Here is a 17,076-nt window from a genome sequence, read left to right as displayed (position 1 = left end):
TTTAACTTTAAACAAGTAATTTAAACAAGAAAATAATAGTTGTTTAAAAAATGTATATTCGCGTAATATAGAAATAGAGATTTTATATTTGAAGAAAATTTTAAAGATGACAGAATTACAATCTATTATAGAAAAAGCGTGGGATAATCGCGATTTATTAAAAGAAGATAATACGATTAATACAATAAGAAAAGTTGTTGATTTATTAGATGCTGGGGAGTTGCGTGTAGCAGAACCAATAGATAATGGATGGCAAGTAAATGAATGGGTTAAGAAAGCAGTTGTATTATATTTTCCAATTCAAAAAATGGAAACTTTAGAAGCTGGTATTTTTGAATATCATGATAAAATTCCTTTAAAAAGAAATTTTAAAGAAAGAGGAATACGTGTTGTACCAAACGCTGTTGCACGTCACGGAGCGTATATTTCAGCAGGGACGATTTTAATGCCTAGTTATGTAAATATAGGTGCTTATGTAGATGAAGGTACTATGGTTGATACATGGGCAACAGTTGGTTCTTGTGCTCAGATAGGTAAAAATGTACATTTATCTGGTGGAGTAGGAATTGGTGGCGTTCTAGAGCCATTACAAGCAGCTCCAGTAATTATTGAAGACGGGGCTTTTATTGGTTCTCGTTGTATAGTAGTAGAAGGTGTTAGAGTAGAAAAAGAAGCTGTTTTAGGTGCGAACGTTGTATTAACAATGAGTACAAAAATTATCGATGTTACAGGTGATGAACCTATTGAAACAAAAGGAGTTGTTCCTGCTCGTTCAGTTGTAATTCCAGGTAGTTATACTAAAAAATTTGCAGCAGGGGAGTATCAAGTACCATGTGCGCTAATTATTGGTAAACGAAAAGAAAGTACTAATAAGAAAACTTCGTTAAACGATGCTCTTAGAGAGTATGATGTAGCGGTGTAATAAGTTTTAAATATGAAGATAGACGCTGTAATTACTTGGGTAGATGGCAATGATAGTAATCATATTAAGAAAATGGCGAAGTATTTACCTGATGATACTAATACTAAGTCTAGAGATATAAAAGATAGATATTCTCAGGTTAATGAGATAGAGTACGCAGTAAAGTCTATAATGAAGTTTGCTGAATTTATTAATAAAATTTTTATTGTTACAGATAATCAAACCCCTGAATTTATTAAGGGGGTAGATTATCCTAATGTAATTATAATTGATCATAAAGAAATTTTCGGAAAATACACAAAGTATTTACCAACCTTTAATTGTTTGCCTATTGAAACGATGATGGTTAATATACCAAACTTATCAGAGAGGTTTATTTATTTTAATGATGATTGTTTTTTGTCAAAAAGAGTAGAAATCACTGATTTTTTTATAGAAGAAAAACCTGTATTAAGGGGGAGATGGGAAAATTTTTATGAAAATATTTGGTATGAAAAAATAAAAAAAAGAGTTACATCTAAAGAAAGGAAATATGGGTATAAACTAGGTCAGCAAAATATAGCTAGAGAATTAGGTTTTAATAAATATTTTAAATTTGATCACACCCCCCATCCTTTAAGAAAATCAACAATACAAAAATACTTTAAAATTAATAAAGATCTAGAAGAAATTAATGTTAAGCATAGATTTAGACACGTAGATCAATTTACGCTTCAAGGTTTGGCTAATCATTTAGAAATTAGAAACAATACCTGTGTTTTAAAGCATAAATATCAACTGCTTTATATACAGTCATATAAAAAACCTTTATTTTATTATAAGCTAAGGTGTTTAATTTCATTGTGTAATAAAAATGTTAAATTTGTGTGCTTACAAAGTTTAGATAAAGCTTCTAATAGTAAATTAGTTTTTTTTAAAGAATGGTTAACTAAAGTTATTTCGTGAGTATACTCTTTTTTTCTTAAACAGATGAAAAAGGGGCAATTTTTATATAAATATGATTAGTATAATATTACCAGTTTATAATGTAGAGGCTTTTGTAGAAAAATCAATTAAATCTATTTTAAATCAAACATTTAAAAACTTTGAACTCATTATTATTAATGATGGTTCTGAAGATTCTTCATTAGAAATTTGTGAGAAATTTATAATAGACAAAAGAGTAAGTATCATTTCTCAAGAGAATGGAGGTTTATCAAAAGCCAGAAACGAAGGTCTTAAATTGGTTAAGTATTCATATGTTACTTTTATAGACTCAGATGATTGGGTAGATGATACTTATTTAGAAGATTTGTATTCAATAATTAAAAAAAATGATGCAGATATAGCTATTTGTGGATATAGAGAAATTCATAAATATAAAGGTACTAGTGATAAAATTAAAGAAGGGGCTAATAACGGTAAAGTAAGATGTTTTTCTAAACAGGAGGCACTTTCACTATTGTTTCTTAATAAAAGAATAAATAATTTTAGTTGTTGTAAATTGTACAGAACCGAATTATTTAAAGATATAACCTTTCCTGAAGGAAGATATTTTGAAGATATCTATACAACATATCTTTTATTTGATAACTCGATTAAGATAGTTGAAATAAGGAAAGGATTGTATAATTATGTTAGGCACCCAGGTAGTATAACTGCTAGTTTTTCTAATAAAAAAAATATAGATTTTTTTATTGGTACTAGAAATCAATTAAAATATTTTGAATCTAATAGACATCTATTAACTGAAAGTAAAAAAAGCGAAAAGATTTTTTTAAAAAGATTTTACTTAATTAAAAAAAAATTCATTCTTACTAAGTTGAAAAATGAATTAACTTTTAAGAATGAAGAAGAACTTAATAATGTTATTTTTGAATTATTAAAAAAAATTCCTTTATTAAGAACAGGTTTTTTATTATATATCAAATGTTATTTTTCTATAAAACAAACAGATTTTTTTGAGAAATATTACTTAAAGTCAAAGAAGAGTTATAAAAATAAAGATATAGCATGATTAAAAAAAAATATTCAAAATTAGTTTTGATGAATGCTATTAAAGTATTAAACTCAGGAAATAGCATATTATACCCAACAGATACAGTTTGGGGGATTGGCTGTGATGCTACAAGTGAAGAAGCAGTAAAAGAGATATATCAAATAAAGAATAGAGAAGAATCTAAGAGTTTAATTATTTTAGTAGCTTCAATTAAGATGTTAAAGGAATATGTAAATTATATTCCAGATGAAGCTATAAAAATAATTGTAAAATCTAAAAAGCCAACAACAATTATTTATAATGTTCCGAAAAATTTAGCTAAAAATACAATAGCTATTGATAACACTATTGCTATTCGAATACCAAAAGATGATTTTTGCATTAATTTGATACAAGAGTTTGGTAAACCTATAGTATCTACATCTGCTAATATTAGTGGTCAACCTACACCAAAATCATTTTCAGAAATAAGTAAAGTTATTTTACAACGTGTAAATTATGTAGTAAATTTACGCCAAGATAAGATAACTGAAAAATCATCTACTATTTTAAAAATAGAAGGAAATTCTGTGGTTCTAATAAGAGAATAATATCTTTTCTATTAAATGATTTAATAAATATAATAATAAGATTAAGATGGTTTTTTAAGAACTTTACAGTAAAGTATTTATTGTGCTTTTTAAAATAGAAACTTACCTTTGTATTAGATTAAATATATCTTTATGCGTTTTAAAATACCTAATTTTTTAAATTTTTTATACATAAATATTTTAAGTCTATTTATATTTCTTTTTACTCTAAGATTTTTGTTTTATACATACTTTATAACTAAGTTAGTTACTGATAATAACGATTTAACAAAAGCATTTTTTTTAGGAATTAGATTTGATTTAAAATTAGCAATATTAGTTTTTGTACCCCTAGCTTTATTATATTTTTTTGTGAAAGATTTCTTTCATAAAAAGAAATACAGAATATTATATAGTATATATATAGGTATAATATATCTTTTTATTTTATCTTTTTATTTATTTGATTTCGGTCATTATAATTATTTAAATTTAAGAGTAAATGCAAGTGCATTACGCTTTTTAGATAATTTGAAAATTTCAACACAAGTTTTTATTGAGAGTTACCCTGTTTATAAAGGGCTTTTATTATTTCTAATTTTATTTATTATACTTTTTAAATATAATAAATGGATTTACAATAAATTTTCAAAAATAGATTTTATCTCTACTCAAAAAAATAAAATTATATTTTCTGTAGTAACGACATTTATTTTAAGTTTTGGGGTTTATAGTAGCTTACAACATTACCCTTTAAGATGGAGTCAAGCTTTTTTTTCGAAAAATAAAAGCATAAATCAATTTGCTTTAAATCCTGTGTTATATTTTTTTGATAGTTTTAAGTTTAGAAATGAAGGATATAATATTTCTGAAACAAAAAAATATGCACCTATAATAAATAACTATTTAGGAATTAATTCTGATTCAATTAATTTTAAGAGAACTAATCATTTTAATGATTCTATTAAAAATACACCTAATGTTGTTTTTGTAATGTTAGAATCTGTAGGTAACGGAGCTCTAAGTTATTATGGAAACCCTATAAATAGTACTCCTATAATAGATAGTTTGATAAGTGAAAGTATTAATTTCACTAATCATTATGTACACAAATCTACTACTGCTGGGAGTGTTTTTGCAAGTATAACTGGTTTGCCAGACATAGATAATGTAAAGTCAGCTTCTAGGAACCCTATGATTATTAATCAACGAATATTATTTAACCAGTTTGATAACTATGAAAAATTATACTTATTAGGAGGGAGTGCTAACTGGGCAAATATAAGAGCTGTCTTTCAAGCAAATATAAATGATTTAAAAATTTATGAAGAAGGTAGTTATGAAAATGAAAATAGAGCAGATGTTTGGGGGATAGATGATTATGATTTATTTATGGAAGCAGATAAAATATTTAAAAAAATATATAACAAAAAGAAACCTTTTGTAGCTTATTTGCAAACGGCCACGAATCATATGCCATTTACAGTACCAGATGAAAAAGGAAGTTATAGACCATTAAAAGAAGAAGAAATAGATGAAAAAGTATTTAAAAAATCAGCATTTAGATCAATAGATCAATTAAATGCAATCAGATATTTAGATTTTAATATTAATGAATTTCTTAAAAAAGCAAAAGAATCTGGTTACTATGATAATACAATTTTTGTATTCTTTGGTGATCATCAAGGAGGTATGAAAGAAATTACTCATTTCAAATCAACAGAAGATAAATTAGGTATTTTAAGACATAATGTTCCTTTTTTTATCCATGCTCCTAAACTCTTAAAAGCCAAAAAAATAGTAAAAAATGTTAACTTGGTAGATGTTATTCCAACAACAATGAGTTTAATGAAATTGAATTACATTAATTATACACTAGGACAAAACGCCTTGGATAGCTTAAAAAATGATACATTTTCTTTTATTTATAAAAATATTAAAGGAGAACCTGCTTCTGGAATAATAAAAGACTCTCTTTATTATTATAAAACAGTTTTTAATAATAAATATCAACTATTGAATTTAAAAAATAACTCATTGATGGATATTAGTAAAGAAAATAAAGAGTTAACAAAAAAAATGGATGGCTTATTAAGTTCTTTTTATCATAGTACAAAATACTTATATTACAATAATAAAAAATAAATTAATAATCATCTTTATATAATAATTAGATGCAAGAACAATATTTTAAAGAAGCAATTTCTGCTGAAATATTTCAATATATAAGCAAGGCAACAGAAGAGTTAGAGTTAGAAAGTTATGTAATTGGAGGTTTTGTACGTGATTTTATTTTACAAAGAGGTACTGCAAAAGATATAGATGTAGTTGCTGTTGGTAATGGAATTGAATTAGCTGAAAAAGTAGCTTTTTTATTGCCAAGTAAGCCAAAAGTTCAGGTTTTTAAAACATATGGAACAGCAATGTTGCGCTATAAAGATATTGAGATAGAATTTGTAGGAGCTCGTAAGGAGTCTTATAAAGAGAATAGTAGGAATCCAGAAGTAAAGTCAGGGACTTTACAAGATGATCAAAATAGACGTGACTTTACGATAAATGCATTAGCTTTAAGTTTAAATAAAGAGTCGTTTGGTTTATTATTAGATCCTTTTGATGGAGTATCAGATTTAGAGTCAAGAATAATAAAAACACCACTAGATCCTGATATTACATATTCTGACGATCCGTTACGTATGATGCGTGCTATCCGTTTTGCGTCACAATTAAATTTTGTTATTGAAGCTGAATCTTTAGGTGCTATTGCTAAAAATGCAAAGCGCATAGATATTATTACAAAAGAACGTATAGTTGTTGAGTTAAATAAAATATTAGCTTCATCAAAACCTTCAGTTGGTTTTTTATTACTTGAAGAAACAGGTTTATTAGAAAGAATTATTCCTGAGTTGATTGCTTTAAAGGGGGTAGAGGAAGTTGAAGGTCAAAAACATAAAGATAATTTTTACCACACTTTAGAAGTTGTCGATAATATAGCTAGAAATACTGAAGATGTTTGGCTTCGTTGGGCTGCACTGTTACATGATATAGGTAAGGCACCAACAAAGCGTTATCATAAAAAACAGGGATGGACATTTCATGCACATGAGTTTGTTGGTTCAAAAATGGTATACAAATTATTTAAGCGATTAAAATTGCCTTTAAATAATAAGATGAAGTTTGTGCAAAAAATGGTTATGTTAAGTTCAAGACCTATTGTTTTAGCGAGCGATGTAAACGATTCAGCAGTTCGTCGGTTGGTTTTTGATGCAGGAGATGACGTTGATTCTTTAATGACTTTGTGTGAAGCAGATATCACAACTAAAAATCCTAAAAAATTTAACAGATATCATAAAAATTTCGAACTTGTTCGTGAAAAAATTAAAGAAGTAGAGGAGCGAGATAAAGTTCGTAATTTTCAGCCGCCTATTACAGGAGAAGAAATAATGAGAGCTTTTAATTTAACTCCATGTAGAGAAATAGGTCAGATAAAAGAAGCCATAAAAGAAGCTATCTTAGATGGGAAAATACCAAATGAACATGAAGCATCTTTTAATTTTATGCTTAAAATAGGTCATAAATTAGGGCTAGAAACTATATAGTAAATAAAAAAGCGAAGTTTTAAAAAACTTCGCTTTTTTATTTTAAGCTAAAGATTGCATTTGAACAAGTTTTTTATAAACACCTTTTTTCTCTATTAATGTTTCATGAGTACCTTGTTCTACAATTCTCCCATTTTGCATAACAACAATTAAATCCGCTTTTTGAATAGTTGACAATCTATGTGCAATAACTATAGATGTTCTATTTTTCATCATTTTTTCCAAAGCTTCTTGTACTAATTTTTCAGATTCTGTATCTAAAGCAGAAGTAGCTTCATCTAAAATCATAATTGGAGGATTTTTTAAAACAGCTCTAGCAATACTTAAACGTTGTTTTTGTCCTCCTGATAATTTACCTCCACCGTCACCAATATTGGTATCATATCCATTAGGTAATTCTGATATAAAATCATGAGCATTTGCAATTTTTGCTGCTGCTATAATTTCTTCATCAGTTTTATGTTCTAGTCCTAGACGAATATTATTTTTTACGCTATCATTAAATAAAATAGAATCCTGTGTTACTAAACCTTCTAAGCTTCGTAATGATGATTTTGTTAAGTCTTTAATATTGTTTCCATCAATTTTAATACTTCCTTTATTAATATCGTAAAAGCGAGTTAATAAATTAGCTATTGTTGATTTTCCGCTACCAGATTGACCAACTAGAGCAACCATTTTTCCTTTAGGTATTATTAAAGAAAAATCCTTTAAAACATAATCATCTTGGTATTTAAAAGAAATACTATCAATACTAATTTCGTTATTAAAAGATGTTTTTTCTATAGCATTATTTTTATCTTTTAAAGGGTTTTCTGTTTCTAGAACCTCTAAAACACGTTCAGCAGCTGCATTCCCTTTTTTTACAATATAACTAGCTTTAGATATTAATTTAGCAGGGGTTAATACATTGTAAGCAAGAGCTATATAGGCTAAAAATTTATCACCTGTTAAAGTTTGATCTATTAAAACTAAGCGTCCACCATACCAAAGTAAAACAGCAATAACAGCAATTCCTAAAAATTCACTAGCAGGACTTGCTAAATTAGTTCTATTTAAAAGAGTATTAGAGTAATTGTAGAATCTATGAGTTGATTTTTCAAACTTATCTATATGCTGTTTTTCAGCATTAAAAGCTTTAATCACTTTTAAACCGCTCAATGTTTCTTCAACTAAGGATAGAAAATAACCTTGTTCTTTTTGTACATCATCAGATTTCTTTTTTAATGTCTTCCCTATTTTTGAAATAATAAAACCAGCAATAGGTAAAAAAATAAAAACAAAGATAGTAAGTTGAAAACTAATAGCAATCATAGCCGCTATTGTAAAAATAATAGTCAGTGGTTCGCGAACAATCATAACTAAAATTGATAAAAAAGAGTGTTGAATTTCTAAAACATCAGTACTAATACGTGCCATTGTATCTCCTTTTCTTTTTTCAGAAAAATAAAATATTGGAAGTTCTAGTATTTTTTTATACAAATCATTCCTTATATCTTTTAAAACACCATTTCTTAAAAAAGTGATAAAAAACATAGCTAAATAATTAAATATATTTTTTAAAAGAAATGTACTTATAACTAAAGTAACTACAAGCATTAATGCTGTAGATTTATCATCACCAGCAATTTGATTTATATTATAAGAAATATAATCTTTAAAATAATCAATGATATTTTCAATTCCATTCCATTTAGGAGTAGTGCTTATTATAATCGTTTTTTCTTTAAAAATAATTTCAAGCATTGGCATTAGTACCAAGAAAGATAAAGTAGAAAAAAAAGCGTATAGTATATTAAATAGAATATTTAAATACCCAAATTTTTTATAAGGTAATACGTATTTAAAAATTTTTTTAAAATATTCCATTAAAAATTTAATTGTTTGATTATTCTTTGAATTTTAATATCTAGTTCTTTTTCGACAGCAACAGCATTATTAATTGTGTCTAAGGTTGTTTTTACACTAAAATAAAATTTTATCTTTGGTTCAGTTCCACTAGGGCGAGCAGCCATTCTTGTACCGTCTGTAGTTTGATAAATCAATACATTCGATTTTGGAATATCCATAATTATCTCTTCACCAGTAATTAAATTCTTTCTAATTGACGATTGATAATCGTATAAAAACTCCACCTTTGTATTGTCTATTTCAGTAAAAGGATTACTACGTAAATCAGCCATCATTTGCTTGATTTCGTTAGCACCATCCATTCCTTTTTTAACAATAGCAATTAAATGTTCTTTATAGAAATGATGACGAGTATATAAAGCTAGCAACTCATTGTAAAAAGAACTATTGTTCGCTTTAGTATTTGCAGCTATTTCACAAGCTAATAATGCAGCTGTTACAGCATCTTTATCACGTACAAAATCACCAACCATATAACCAAAACTTTCTTCACCACCGCCTATGAAATTAAGTTCAGGGTGATCTTTAATCATTTTAGCGATCCATTTAAAACCTGTTAATCCAACTTTAGTTTCTACACCATAAGATTCAGCAATTTCATTTACTAAATTAGTAGAAACAATAGTAGACCCTATAAATTGTTTTCCATTTAATTTACCTTGCTTTTTCCATTCATTAATTAAAAAATCGGTCATCATACTCATAGTTTGATTTCCATTTAATAATTTCATATTACCCTTTAAGTCACGAACAGCAATACCAATTCTGTCCGAATCAGGATCAGTTCCTAAAACAATATCTGCATCAATTTTATTCGCTAAATTAACAGCCATTTTTAATGCTTCAGGTTCTTCTGGGTTTGGTGATTTTACAGTAGGAAAACTTCCATTAGGCTCAGCTTGTTCTTCAACAATATTAACTTGTGTATATCCAGCACGTTTTAAAACTTCAGGTATTAACTTAATAGAAGTACCATGTAAAGAAGTAAAAACAATTTTTAAATCTTCACGCCCTTTAATATTAAAAGTTCCGTTTTTAATAGATGCTTGCCAAAAAGCTTCATCTATTTCATTTCCTATAGGAAAAATAAGGTTTTCATTCGCGTCAAAGTTAATGTCTGTATATTCTAAAGAATTTACTTCGTTAATAATTCCTTTATCTTCTGGAGGTACAATTTGACCACCATCAGACCAATATACCTTGTATCCGTTATATTCTGGAGGATTATGAGAAGCTGTTAATACAATACCAACATCACATCCTAAATGATTTACAGCAAATGATAACTCTGGAGTAGGGCGTAGGTCTTCAAAAAGAAAAACCTTAATGTTATTTGCAGAAAAAACATCAGCAACAACTTTAGATAACCATTTGCTATCATGACGACAGTCATAACCAATCGCTACTTTCAATTCTTTCTTAGGGTAAACTTTGTATAAGTAATTACTTAACCCTTGCGTTGCTTTACCTAAAGTATATTTATTTATTCGATTGGTTCCAGCACCTACAATACCACGCATTCCTCCAGTACCAAATTCTAAATTTTTATAAAATCGATCAGCTAAATCATTAGAACTAGTGTCTATTAATTGTTGAATCTCATTTTTAGTTTCTGAATCGAATGAATCAGAAAGCCATAGTTTTGCTTTATTTAGTATCTCTTTCATATGTCAAATTTATAAAGTACAAAAGTACATGTTTTAAAAATTCAATTTTTCTTTAATTGTATAATGTTTTTGTTGCGGATTACTTTTTATAATTAATTCACCTAAAAAACCAGCTAAAAATAAAAGTGTTCCTAAAACCATTGATGTTAAAGCGATATAAAACCATGGATTATTTGTTACTAAAATGGTTTTTACACTGGTAGATAAATGATAAATCTTTAATACCCCAATAAAAAATGCGGCAAAAAAGCCGAATATAAACATTAAACTACCCCAAAGGCCAAAGAAATGCATTGGACGTTTTCCAAACTTAGAAAGAAAAGAAATAGTAATTAAGTCTAAAAAACCGTTTATAAAACGATCTATTCCAAATTTAGTAACACCATATTTACGTGCTTGATGTTGCACTATTTTCTCGCCAATATTATTAAAACCTTCATTTTTTGCTAATACAGGAATATAACGGTGCATTTCACCACTAACTTTTACTGTTTTAATAACTTCATTTTTATAGGCTTTTAATCCACAATTAAAATCATTTAATTTTAAACCAGAAGTTTTACGAGCTGCCCAATTAAATAATTTAGATGGAATGTTTTTCGTCATAACATTATCATAACGCTTCTTTTTCCAACCAGAAATTAAATCAAAATTATCATTAATTATTAAATTGTATAACCCAGGAATTTCATCAGGACTATCTTGTAGATCAGCATCCATTGTTATAACGACGTCTCCTTTAGCTATACCAAAACCAGCATCTAGTGCCTGAGATTTACCATAGTTCTTTTGAAAACGAATGCCTTTTACCGATTTGTTTTTTTCTGATAATCGTTCAATTACTTGCCAAGAAGTGTCGGTACTACCGTCATCAATAAATATAATTTCATATAAATAATTATTGGATTGCATAATAGTTGCAATCCAATTGTGTAATTCTTGTAAAGATTCTTCTTCGTTAAGAAGTGGTATTACTACCGATATATTCATATTTATTTGGTACAAAATTTAAAAGAGTAAAGTTACGAAGTCTTTCTTAAACTTTATAACTTTACCTTTTTAAAGTATTCTTAATATTGATCTTCTTCTGTTTTTTTCATAATTGCTCCACCAATAGCTGAAGTTACAAAACCTAAAAAGACATAAAACAACAAACCTAATGCATCACCAATAATTGTTCCTTGAAATTTAGATTGCATAGCTAATTGAGCTTCAATTTGTTCTTCTGTTAAACCAGCATCTAAAAGTTTTACTGATTGAAATTCATTAAGTTGGTTATAAAAATCTGGTTCAATAACACCTGTAAATAAATGAGTGTATAAAATACTAATAAGAGCACCTAAAGCAACAATACCAACACCAATTTTTAAGGCTTGCCCCCAGGCTAAGAAACCATAATTTTCTTTTTTGAATTTTTTGATAGCTAAAATAGGTAAACCTATAATACAAACAGCTAAGGCAACCATATTAATTACACCACCTATTGTATCAAATGTCATTCCTAATGCGTATATTATTAAATTGATGAAAATTATAATTCCACCATAAATTAATCCGTAATTTAAAATAATGCTTTTACTGTTTACTTGATTTTCCATTGTTTGAATTTAGTTAGTTTAACAAATATATTATTTTGATTTTGAATCGAATTGTTTTCAAAAAAGATCCTTAACAATATGTTAGTATTCAAATAGTTAAAAATGTTACAAAAAAAACTAACTTTTTTTCATTGTTTTTTCAAAACAAGGACGTAGATTTGCAGCGGCAAGTCCTACACAACTAGCTCCCTTTGAATCCCCCAGGGCGGGAACGCAGCAAGGGTATTAGGTTGTAGCAGTGTGATGTAGGTAGCTTGCCTTTTTTTGTACCCAATACTTTCGTGAAACTACTCTTCTTTTAAATTAATATTACTTCTAGGGTGATATAATTCTACTACTTCTTTCAAATAGCTTGTATCTAAATGTACATAAATCTCAGTAGTCGTAATACTTTCGTGACCTAACAATTGTTGTATTACACGTAAATCAGCACCATTCTTTAATAAATAGGTAGCAAATGAGTGTCGTAAAGTATGTGGGCCAATACTTTTTTTAAGATTTGTTTTTATTGCTAATTCTTTAAGTATAATAAAGATCATTTGGCGTGTTAACCGTTTTCCTCGCCTATTTAAGAAAATAATATCTTCCTCTTTTTCTTTAGGTGTAATTTTAGAACGAATATTATTAATATAAAAGTTTAAACGACGAATTGTTGTTATGTGTATGGGAACAAAACGATACTTATTTCCTTTTCCTAGTATTCGTATATATCCATCATCAAAAAATAAATCAGATAATTGTAAGTTAATTAACTCACTTACTCGTAAACCACAACTGTATATAGTCTCAATAATTGTTTTGTTTCGTTCTCCTTGTGTATGTGTTAAATCGATAGCGGCAATTAAAGTATCAATTTCTTCTTTTTCTAAAGTATCAGGAAGTTTTCTTGTAATATTTGGGCTTTCAATTAAATCGGTAGGATTATCTTTTCTATAGTCTTCAAAAACTAAATAATCAAAGAAACTACGTAATCCTGAAATTAAACGAGCTTGACTTCGTGGATTAATGTTTTTACTAGCAACATATATAAATTGTTGAATAATTTCGGAAGTAATATATATAGGACTATAAGAACTAGTTAGGTCGTTAATAAATAAAATAAGCTTTTTTATGTCTCTATTATAACTATCAATTGAGTTTTTGGAGAGCCCTTTTTCAATTTTTAAATAGTTTGTATAATCAGATGTTGCTTGTTTCCAATTCATTATGAAAAATATGTTTTTTTAACATGAAATAAGAGGGGAGAGAACCATAATATTACTAATTTTGCAGGACAAAAATAATTAATAAAATTAAAATTAATGAAAAAATTATTATTAGTTGCAATGATGGCTTTTGGTATAGCTGTGAATGCACAAGAAGCAGAATTAAGCGTTGGTGGTACTGTAGGTTTACCTGTAGGAGATTCAGATACTGCTAACATAACTGGAGCAATTGAAGCTAACTATTTATTTAAAGTTTCTCCTCAGTTTAAAGTAGGACCAACTGTTTCTTATTTACATTTTCAACAAGATGGAGCTGATTTTGCTTTTTTACCTGTAGGAGCTGCTGGTCGTTTTGATGTGTCTGAGAAATTTATTTTAGGTTTAGATTTAGGATACGGTATTGGAGTTAGACCTTCTAAGTATACTCAAGATGGTTTTTATTACAGACCAATGGTAGGTTATAAAGCAACAGAAAAAATTACAATTCATGTTGATTATTCAGCAGTTGTTCTTGAAAACTCTACGCCTGCAACTATCGGTTTAGGAGGAACTTATTCTTTTACTCTATAAAATAGAAATAAACAGCGGTTTCATAAAAAAAAATAATTGTAAAAGGTGATTTTTTTATGAAAATAAAGTTTGTGTATGTTGAAAATATATTTACTTTTGCTGAACATTTAAAAAAAAATATTAAAATTTAGAATTATGAAAAAAGTATTATTACTTATTGCTATTGTAGCAGCAGGATTTACAGCAAACGCACAAGATGCTAAGACTACAGAAGGACAAACTGCTAAAGGGAAATTTTTAATTGAAGGTAACACTGGTTTTGGTGAGGCTAATCCTTCTAGTACTAGTTTTTTTTATAAGAAACAAACAGGTTCTGACGCTAGCTATAACTTAGGTTTAGAAGGTGGTTATTTTGTTATGGATGATTTAGCTGTGAAGTTAGGTTTAGGTTATGGAGATAACGGAACTGATGACACATTTTCTTATAAAATAGGAGCTAAATACTACGTTATTAGTAAGATACCTGTTCAGATTGATTATTCAGGAAACACAAATGACGCTTCTTTTTTAGGATTTCAAGCAGGTTACGCTATTTTCTTAGGAGATATGGTAAGTGTTGAGCCAGGATTTAGATATAATTTAGGTTTAGGTGATTCTGATGGTTTTAATTCAGCACAATTTAACATTGGATTTGCATTACATATCTAAGATAAAATTAATTACTAAAAAGGGAAGCATTTTGCTTCCCTTTTTTTATGCCTAAAAATTAGAAAATTATTGGTGTTAGTAGGTTTTCGTGTTTTTAGTTTTTTTTAGTGAAAAGTTGATAATTTCAATAATAATTCTATATTTGCAGCTTGAAAATTATGTAAAATTTAACATTATGAAAAAATTATTATTATTAATTGCTATTGTTGGTGTAGGATTTACTGCTAACGCACAAAAAAATGTAGTTAAAGCAAACCCTTTAGCTTTGGCTTTCGGTTCTTTTGAAGTAGGATATGAAAGAGTTGTTTCAGAATCAAGTTCTGTTGAATTGGCTGTAGCTTATTCAAGTTTAAAAGTAAACACTATTGGAGGGCAAGTTGACGCTAAATCAGAGGGATTTGGGGTAGAAGGAAAATATAAATTTTACTTTGGTGATGAAACACCTAGAGGATGGTATGCAGCTCCTGTTGTATCTTACTCTAGTACTTCTTTAGATTCAGCTGGTGAGTCAGGTGATTTTTCTTTCTTTGGAGCTGGAGCTGTTGCTGGATACCAATGGGTATTTGGTGGAGGAGATTCAGGTTTTGCTTTAGATTTAAATTTTGGAGCTCAATATGCCTCAATTAGCACAAGTGGTTCTATTTCTTCAACTGGTATTGAAGGATTCTTACCTAAATTAGGATTATCTTTAGGTTACGCGTGGTAATCTAATATTTATATATTAAAAAAAGGGAAGCAATTTATTTTGCTTCCCTTTTTTTATAGTTAAAAATTAAAAACAGTATTTTTGTATTTTAAATAAATGAAATGAAAAAACTAATTGTTATAAACGGACCTAATTTAAATTTATTAGGAAAGCGTGAACCTGAAATATACGGAGCTAGTTCTTTTGAAGATTTTTTTAATGAATTAAAAGAAACTTATAATACTATTGAATTATATTATTTTCAATCTAATATTGAAGGTGAAATTATAAATAAATTACATGAAGTAGGTTTTACGTACGATGGTATTGTTTTAAATGCTGCTGCCTATACACATACTTCAGTGGCAATTGCTGATGCTGTAAAAGGGATTAAAACACCAGTGGTAGAGGTGCACATTTCTAATGTACATTCGCGTGAGACTTTTCGACACATAAGTTACCTAGCACCTAATACAAAGGGAGTTATTACAGGCTTTGGTTTACAAAGTTATAAGTTAGCAATTCAAAGTTTTTTGTAAAAACCAATACCTAAAGCCTAATAAAAGGAGTAAAGGTATTAAAGTAAATGAAAGTACTTGAATTTTTATTACCCATATAAAAGAAGTAATTAGTAAAAAGAATAACAGAATAATAGAATATTTAGCTATCCAATTAGGTGCTTTATTCTTCAATAGTAAAAAAGCTATAATAAAATTAGGAGCAAAAGCCCATAAGAAATTAAAGTTATTAGGTGCGGTTGAATGATTTGTGAAAAACCACATGTAAACAATTAATATACCTATAATTCCAGTAAAAAAGAATAATATAAAGTCTAACCATTTACTTCTTTTGTTGTTTCTATAATCTTTATATGTTATAAATAATCCTATTAAAGAAAGTAATAAAATTACCAAAAATGGACTCACTGTATCGCTTTGTGACTTTTTTTCATCAAAATCTAATAAAATATTCGTTTTTAAAACTAAATTCTCTTCTTTTCTCTCTTTTTTTACTTTAGATAAATTTAAAGCCTCATATACATAATCAGGTAAATATAGGTATTCATTAGCTGTTGCAGTTTTATCTAATCTACTACCTAAAGCAATATTAATACCTAAACTTCCCCAAGTATTTGGATGAATTTCTTTATTCATTAATGCTCTTAAAGATAAGTTTTCAGATACGAAATTGTCATTAAAAACTAAGTTTTTACCTAGTACTTTTTTAATAATATCACGAGGTTTAGTTGCGCAATTATTAAAATATGGATCATAAAAATAACTTGCATTTTTAGGGTCAGCGTTTATTTCTAAAAATTGAAAAATTTCATTTTTTTGCTCTTCAGTTAAGTTTAATATTTGCTCCTTAACCCAGCGTTTATCTTGTTGGTTACTTTTTAAAGCTAAATAAAAAGGATATCGAACTAATTTATATTTCATAAACCCTTTAGTAAAATCAATATAAAAATTGGGGTTTTCAAAATTAATAATTCCATAATTATAAATTAAATCGAATTGTAAAACAGGGTCTTTAACACGTATTGCTGTATGACCAAATTTTTCATATAAAGCTTCTCCAGGACCCGAAGTTATAATACTTATTTTAGAGAAAGTAGATAAATTAACTGTTTTTGAGACCTGAGATTCTGCTATATTAATACAGAAAAGAATAAAGAAAATAGCAAAGTGTTTTTTTAGCATAATTTAAATCTAGTAAGAGATAATTAA

General features: G+C 27.7%; 16 protein-coding genes and 1 other RNA gene. 11 read left to right on the top strand and 6 right to left on the bottom strand.

What is annotated here, in order from left to right:
• Window positions 1-106 precede the first annotated feature (106 nt).
• From H518_RS0111430 to H518_RS0111405, 6 genes are all read left to right on the top strand, one after another.
• Window positions 107-922 (top strand): 2,3,4,5-tetrahydropyridine-2,6-dicarboxylate N-succinyltransferase, encoded by an 816-nt coding sequence (locus H518_RS0111430; protein ID WP_028889179.1) that lies wholly within the window; start codon window positions 107-109, stop codon window positions 920-922.
• Between the two features lie 12 nt (window positions 923-934).
• Window positions 935-1,867, top strand: a complete 933-nt coding sequence (locus H518_RS0111425; RefSeq protein ID WP_028889178.1) for a Stealth CR1 domain-containing protein — start codon at window positions 935-937, stop codon at window positions 1,865-1,867.
• 52 nt (window positions 1,868-1,919) lie between these two features.
• A complete protein-coding gene (locus tag H518_RS20535; RefSeq protein WP_051263749.1) occupies window positions 1,920-2,918 on the top strand; it encodes a glycosyltransferase family 2 protein in 999 nt (332 codons plus the stop codon).
• Entirely contained in the window at window positions 2,915-3,490 is a 576-nt protein-coding gene (locus H518_RS0111415; protein WP_051263748.1) for an L-threonylcarbamoyladenylate synthase, read from the top strand. The genes H518_RS20535 and H518_RS0111415 overlap by 4 nt, the downstream gene beginning before the upstream one ends.
• Window positions 3,491-3,706: 216 nt before the next feature.
• Window positions 3,707-5,614 (top strand): LTA synthase family protein, encoded by a 1,908-nt coding sequence (locus H518_RS0111410; RefSeq protein WP_240472517.1) that lies wholly within the window; start codon window positions 3,707-3,709, stop codon window positions 5,612-5,614.
• Between the two features lie 29 nt (window positions 5,615-5,643).
• Window positions 5,644-7,065, top strand: a complete 1,422-nt coding sequence (locus tag H518_RS0111405) for a CCA tRNA nucleotidyltransferase (RefSeq protein ID WP_028889175.1) — start codon at window positions 5,644-5,646, stop codon at window positions 7,063-7,065.
• 42 nt (window positions 7,066-7,107) lie between these two features.
• Here H518_RS0111405 and H518_RS0111400 read toward each other — a convergent pair whose 3' ends face one another.
• From H518_RS0111400 to H518_RS0111385, 4 genes are all read right to left on the bottom strand, one after another.
• Window positions 7,108-8,934, bottom strand: a complete 1,827-nt coding sequence (locus H518_RS0111400; RefSeq protein WP_028889174.1) for an ABC transporter ATP-binding protein — start codon at window positions 8,932-8,934, stop codon at window positions 7,108-7,110.
• Window positions 8,934-10,643, bottom strand: coding sequence for a phospho-sugar mutase (locus H518_RS0111395; protein WP_028889173.1), 1,710 nt, complete (start codon window positions 10,641-10,643; stop codon window positions 8,934-8,936). The genes H518_RS0111400 and H518_RS0111395 overlap by 1 nt, the downstream gene beginning before the upstream one ends.
• Window positions 10,644-10,676: 33 nt before the next feature.
• Window positions 10,677-11,633 (bottom strand): glycosyltransferase family 2 protein, encoded by a 957-nt coding sequence (locus tag H518_RS0111390; protein WP_028889172.1) that lies wholly within the window; start codon window positions 11,631-11,633, stop codon window positions 10,677-10,679.
• An 80-nt stretch (window positions 11,634-11,713) separates the two neighbouring features.
• Window positions 11,714-12,241 (bottom strand): DUF4199 domain-containing protein, encoded by a 528-nt coding sequence (locus H518_RS0111385; protein WP_028889171.1) that lies wholly within the window; start codon window positions 12,239-12,241, stop codon window positions 11,714-11,716.
• A 164-nt stretch (window positions 12,242-12,405) separates the two neighbouring features.
• Here H518_RS0111385 and ffs point away from each other — a divergent pair.
• An RNA gene (gene ffs, locus H518_RS20850) (signal recognition particle sRNA small type) lies at window positions 12,406-12,504 on the top strand.
• Window positions 12,505-12,528: 24 nt separating this feature from the next.
• Here ffs and H518_RS0111380 read toward each other — a convergent pair.
• A complete protein-coding gene (locus H518_RS0111380) occupies window positions 12,529-13,446 on the bottom strand; it encodes a tyrosine recombinase (protein ID WP_028889170.1) in 918 nt (305 codons plus the stop codon).
• Window positions 13,447-13,542: 96 nt separating this feature from the next.
• Between H518_RS0111380 and H518_RS0111375 the strand changes: the two genes are divergently transcribed.
• From H518_RS0111375 to aroQ, 4 genes are all read left to right on the top strand, one after another.
• A complete protein-coding gene (locus tag H518_RS0111375) occupies window positions 13,543-14,016 on the top strand; it encodes an outer membrane beta-barrel protein (protein ID WP_028889169.1) in 474 nt (157 codons plus the stop codon).
• 135 nt (window positions 14,017-14,151) lie between these two features.
• Complete coding sequence (locus H518_RS0111370) at window positions 14,152-14,664, top strand: outer membrane beta-barrel protein (RefSeq protein WP_028889168.1); 513 nt, start codon at window positions 14,152-14,154, stop codon at window positions 14,662-14,664.
• Window positions 14,665-14,839: 175 nt separating this feature from the next.
• Window positions 14,840-15,370 carry a DUF3575 domain-containing protein gene (locus H518_RS0111365; protein ID WP_028889167.1) on the top strand — a complete coding sequence of 177 codons (531 nt, stop codon included), beginning with the start codon at window positions 14,840-14,842 and terminating at the stop codon, window positions 15,368-15,370.
• Window positions 15,371-15,471: 101 nt separating this feature from the next.
• Window positions 15,472-15,888, top strand: coding sequence for a type II 3-dehydroquinate dehydratase (aroQ, locus tag H518_RS0111360; protein WP_028889166.1), 417 nt, complete (start codon window positions 15,472-15,474; stop codon window positions 15,886-15,888).
• On the opposite strand, the gene H518_RS0111355 is transcribed toward aroQ, so the two are convergent.
• On the bottom strand, window positions 15,865-17,049 hold the full coding sequence (locus H518_RS0111355) for a lipoprotein N-acyltransferase Lnb domain-containing protein (protein ID WP_028889165.1): 1,185 nt from the start codon (window positions 17,047-17,049) through the stop codon (window positions 15,865-15,867). The two genes, aroQ and H518_RS0111355, sit on opposite strands and share 24 nt — an antisense overlap.
• Window positions 17,050-17,076 lie beyond the last annotated feature (27 nt).

Source organism: Tenacibaculum ovolyticum DSM 18103 (assembly GCF_000430545.1).
Taxonomy (GTDB): Bacteria; Bacteroidota; Bacteroidia; order Flavobacteriales; family Flavobacteriaceae; genus Polaribacter; species Polaribacter ovolyticus.
Note: the sequence above shows the minus strand (reverse complement) of the source record. Positions and strands in the feature narration are given on the sequence as shown.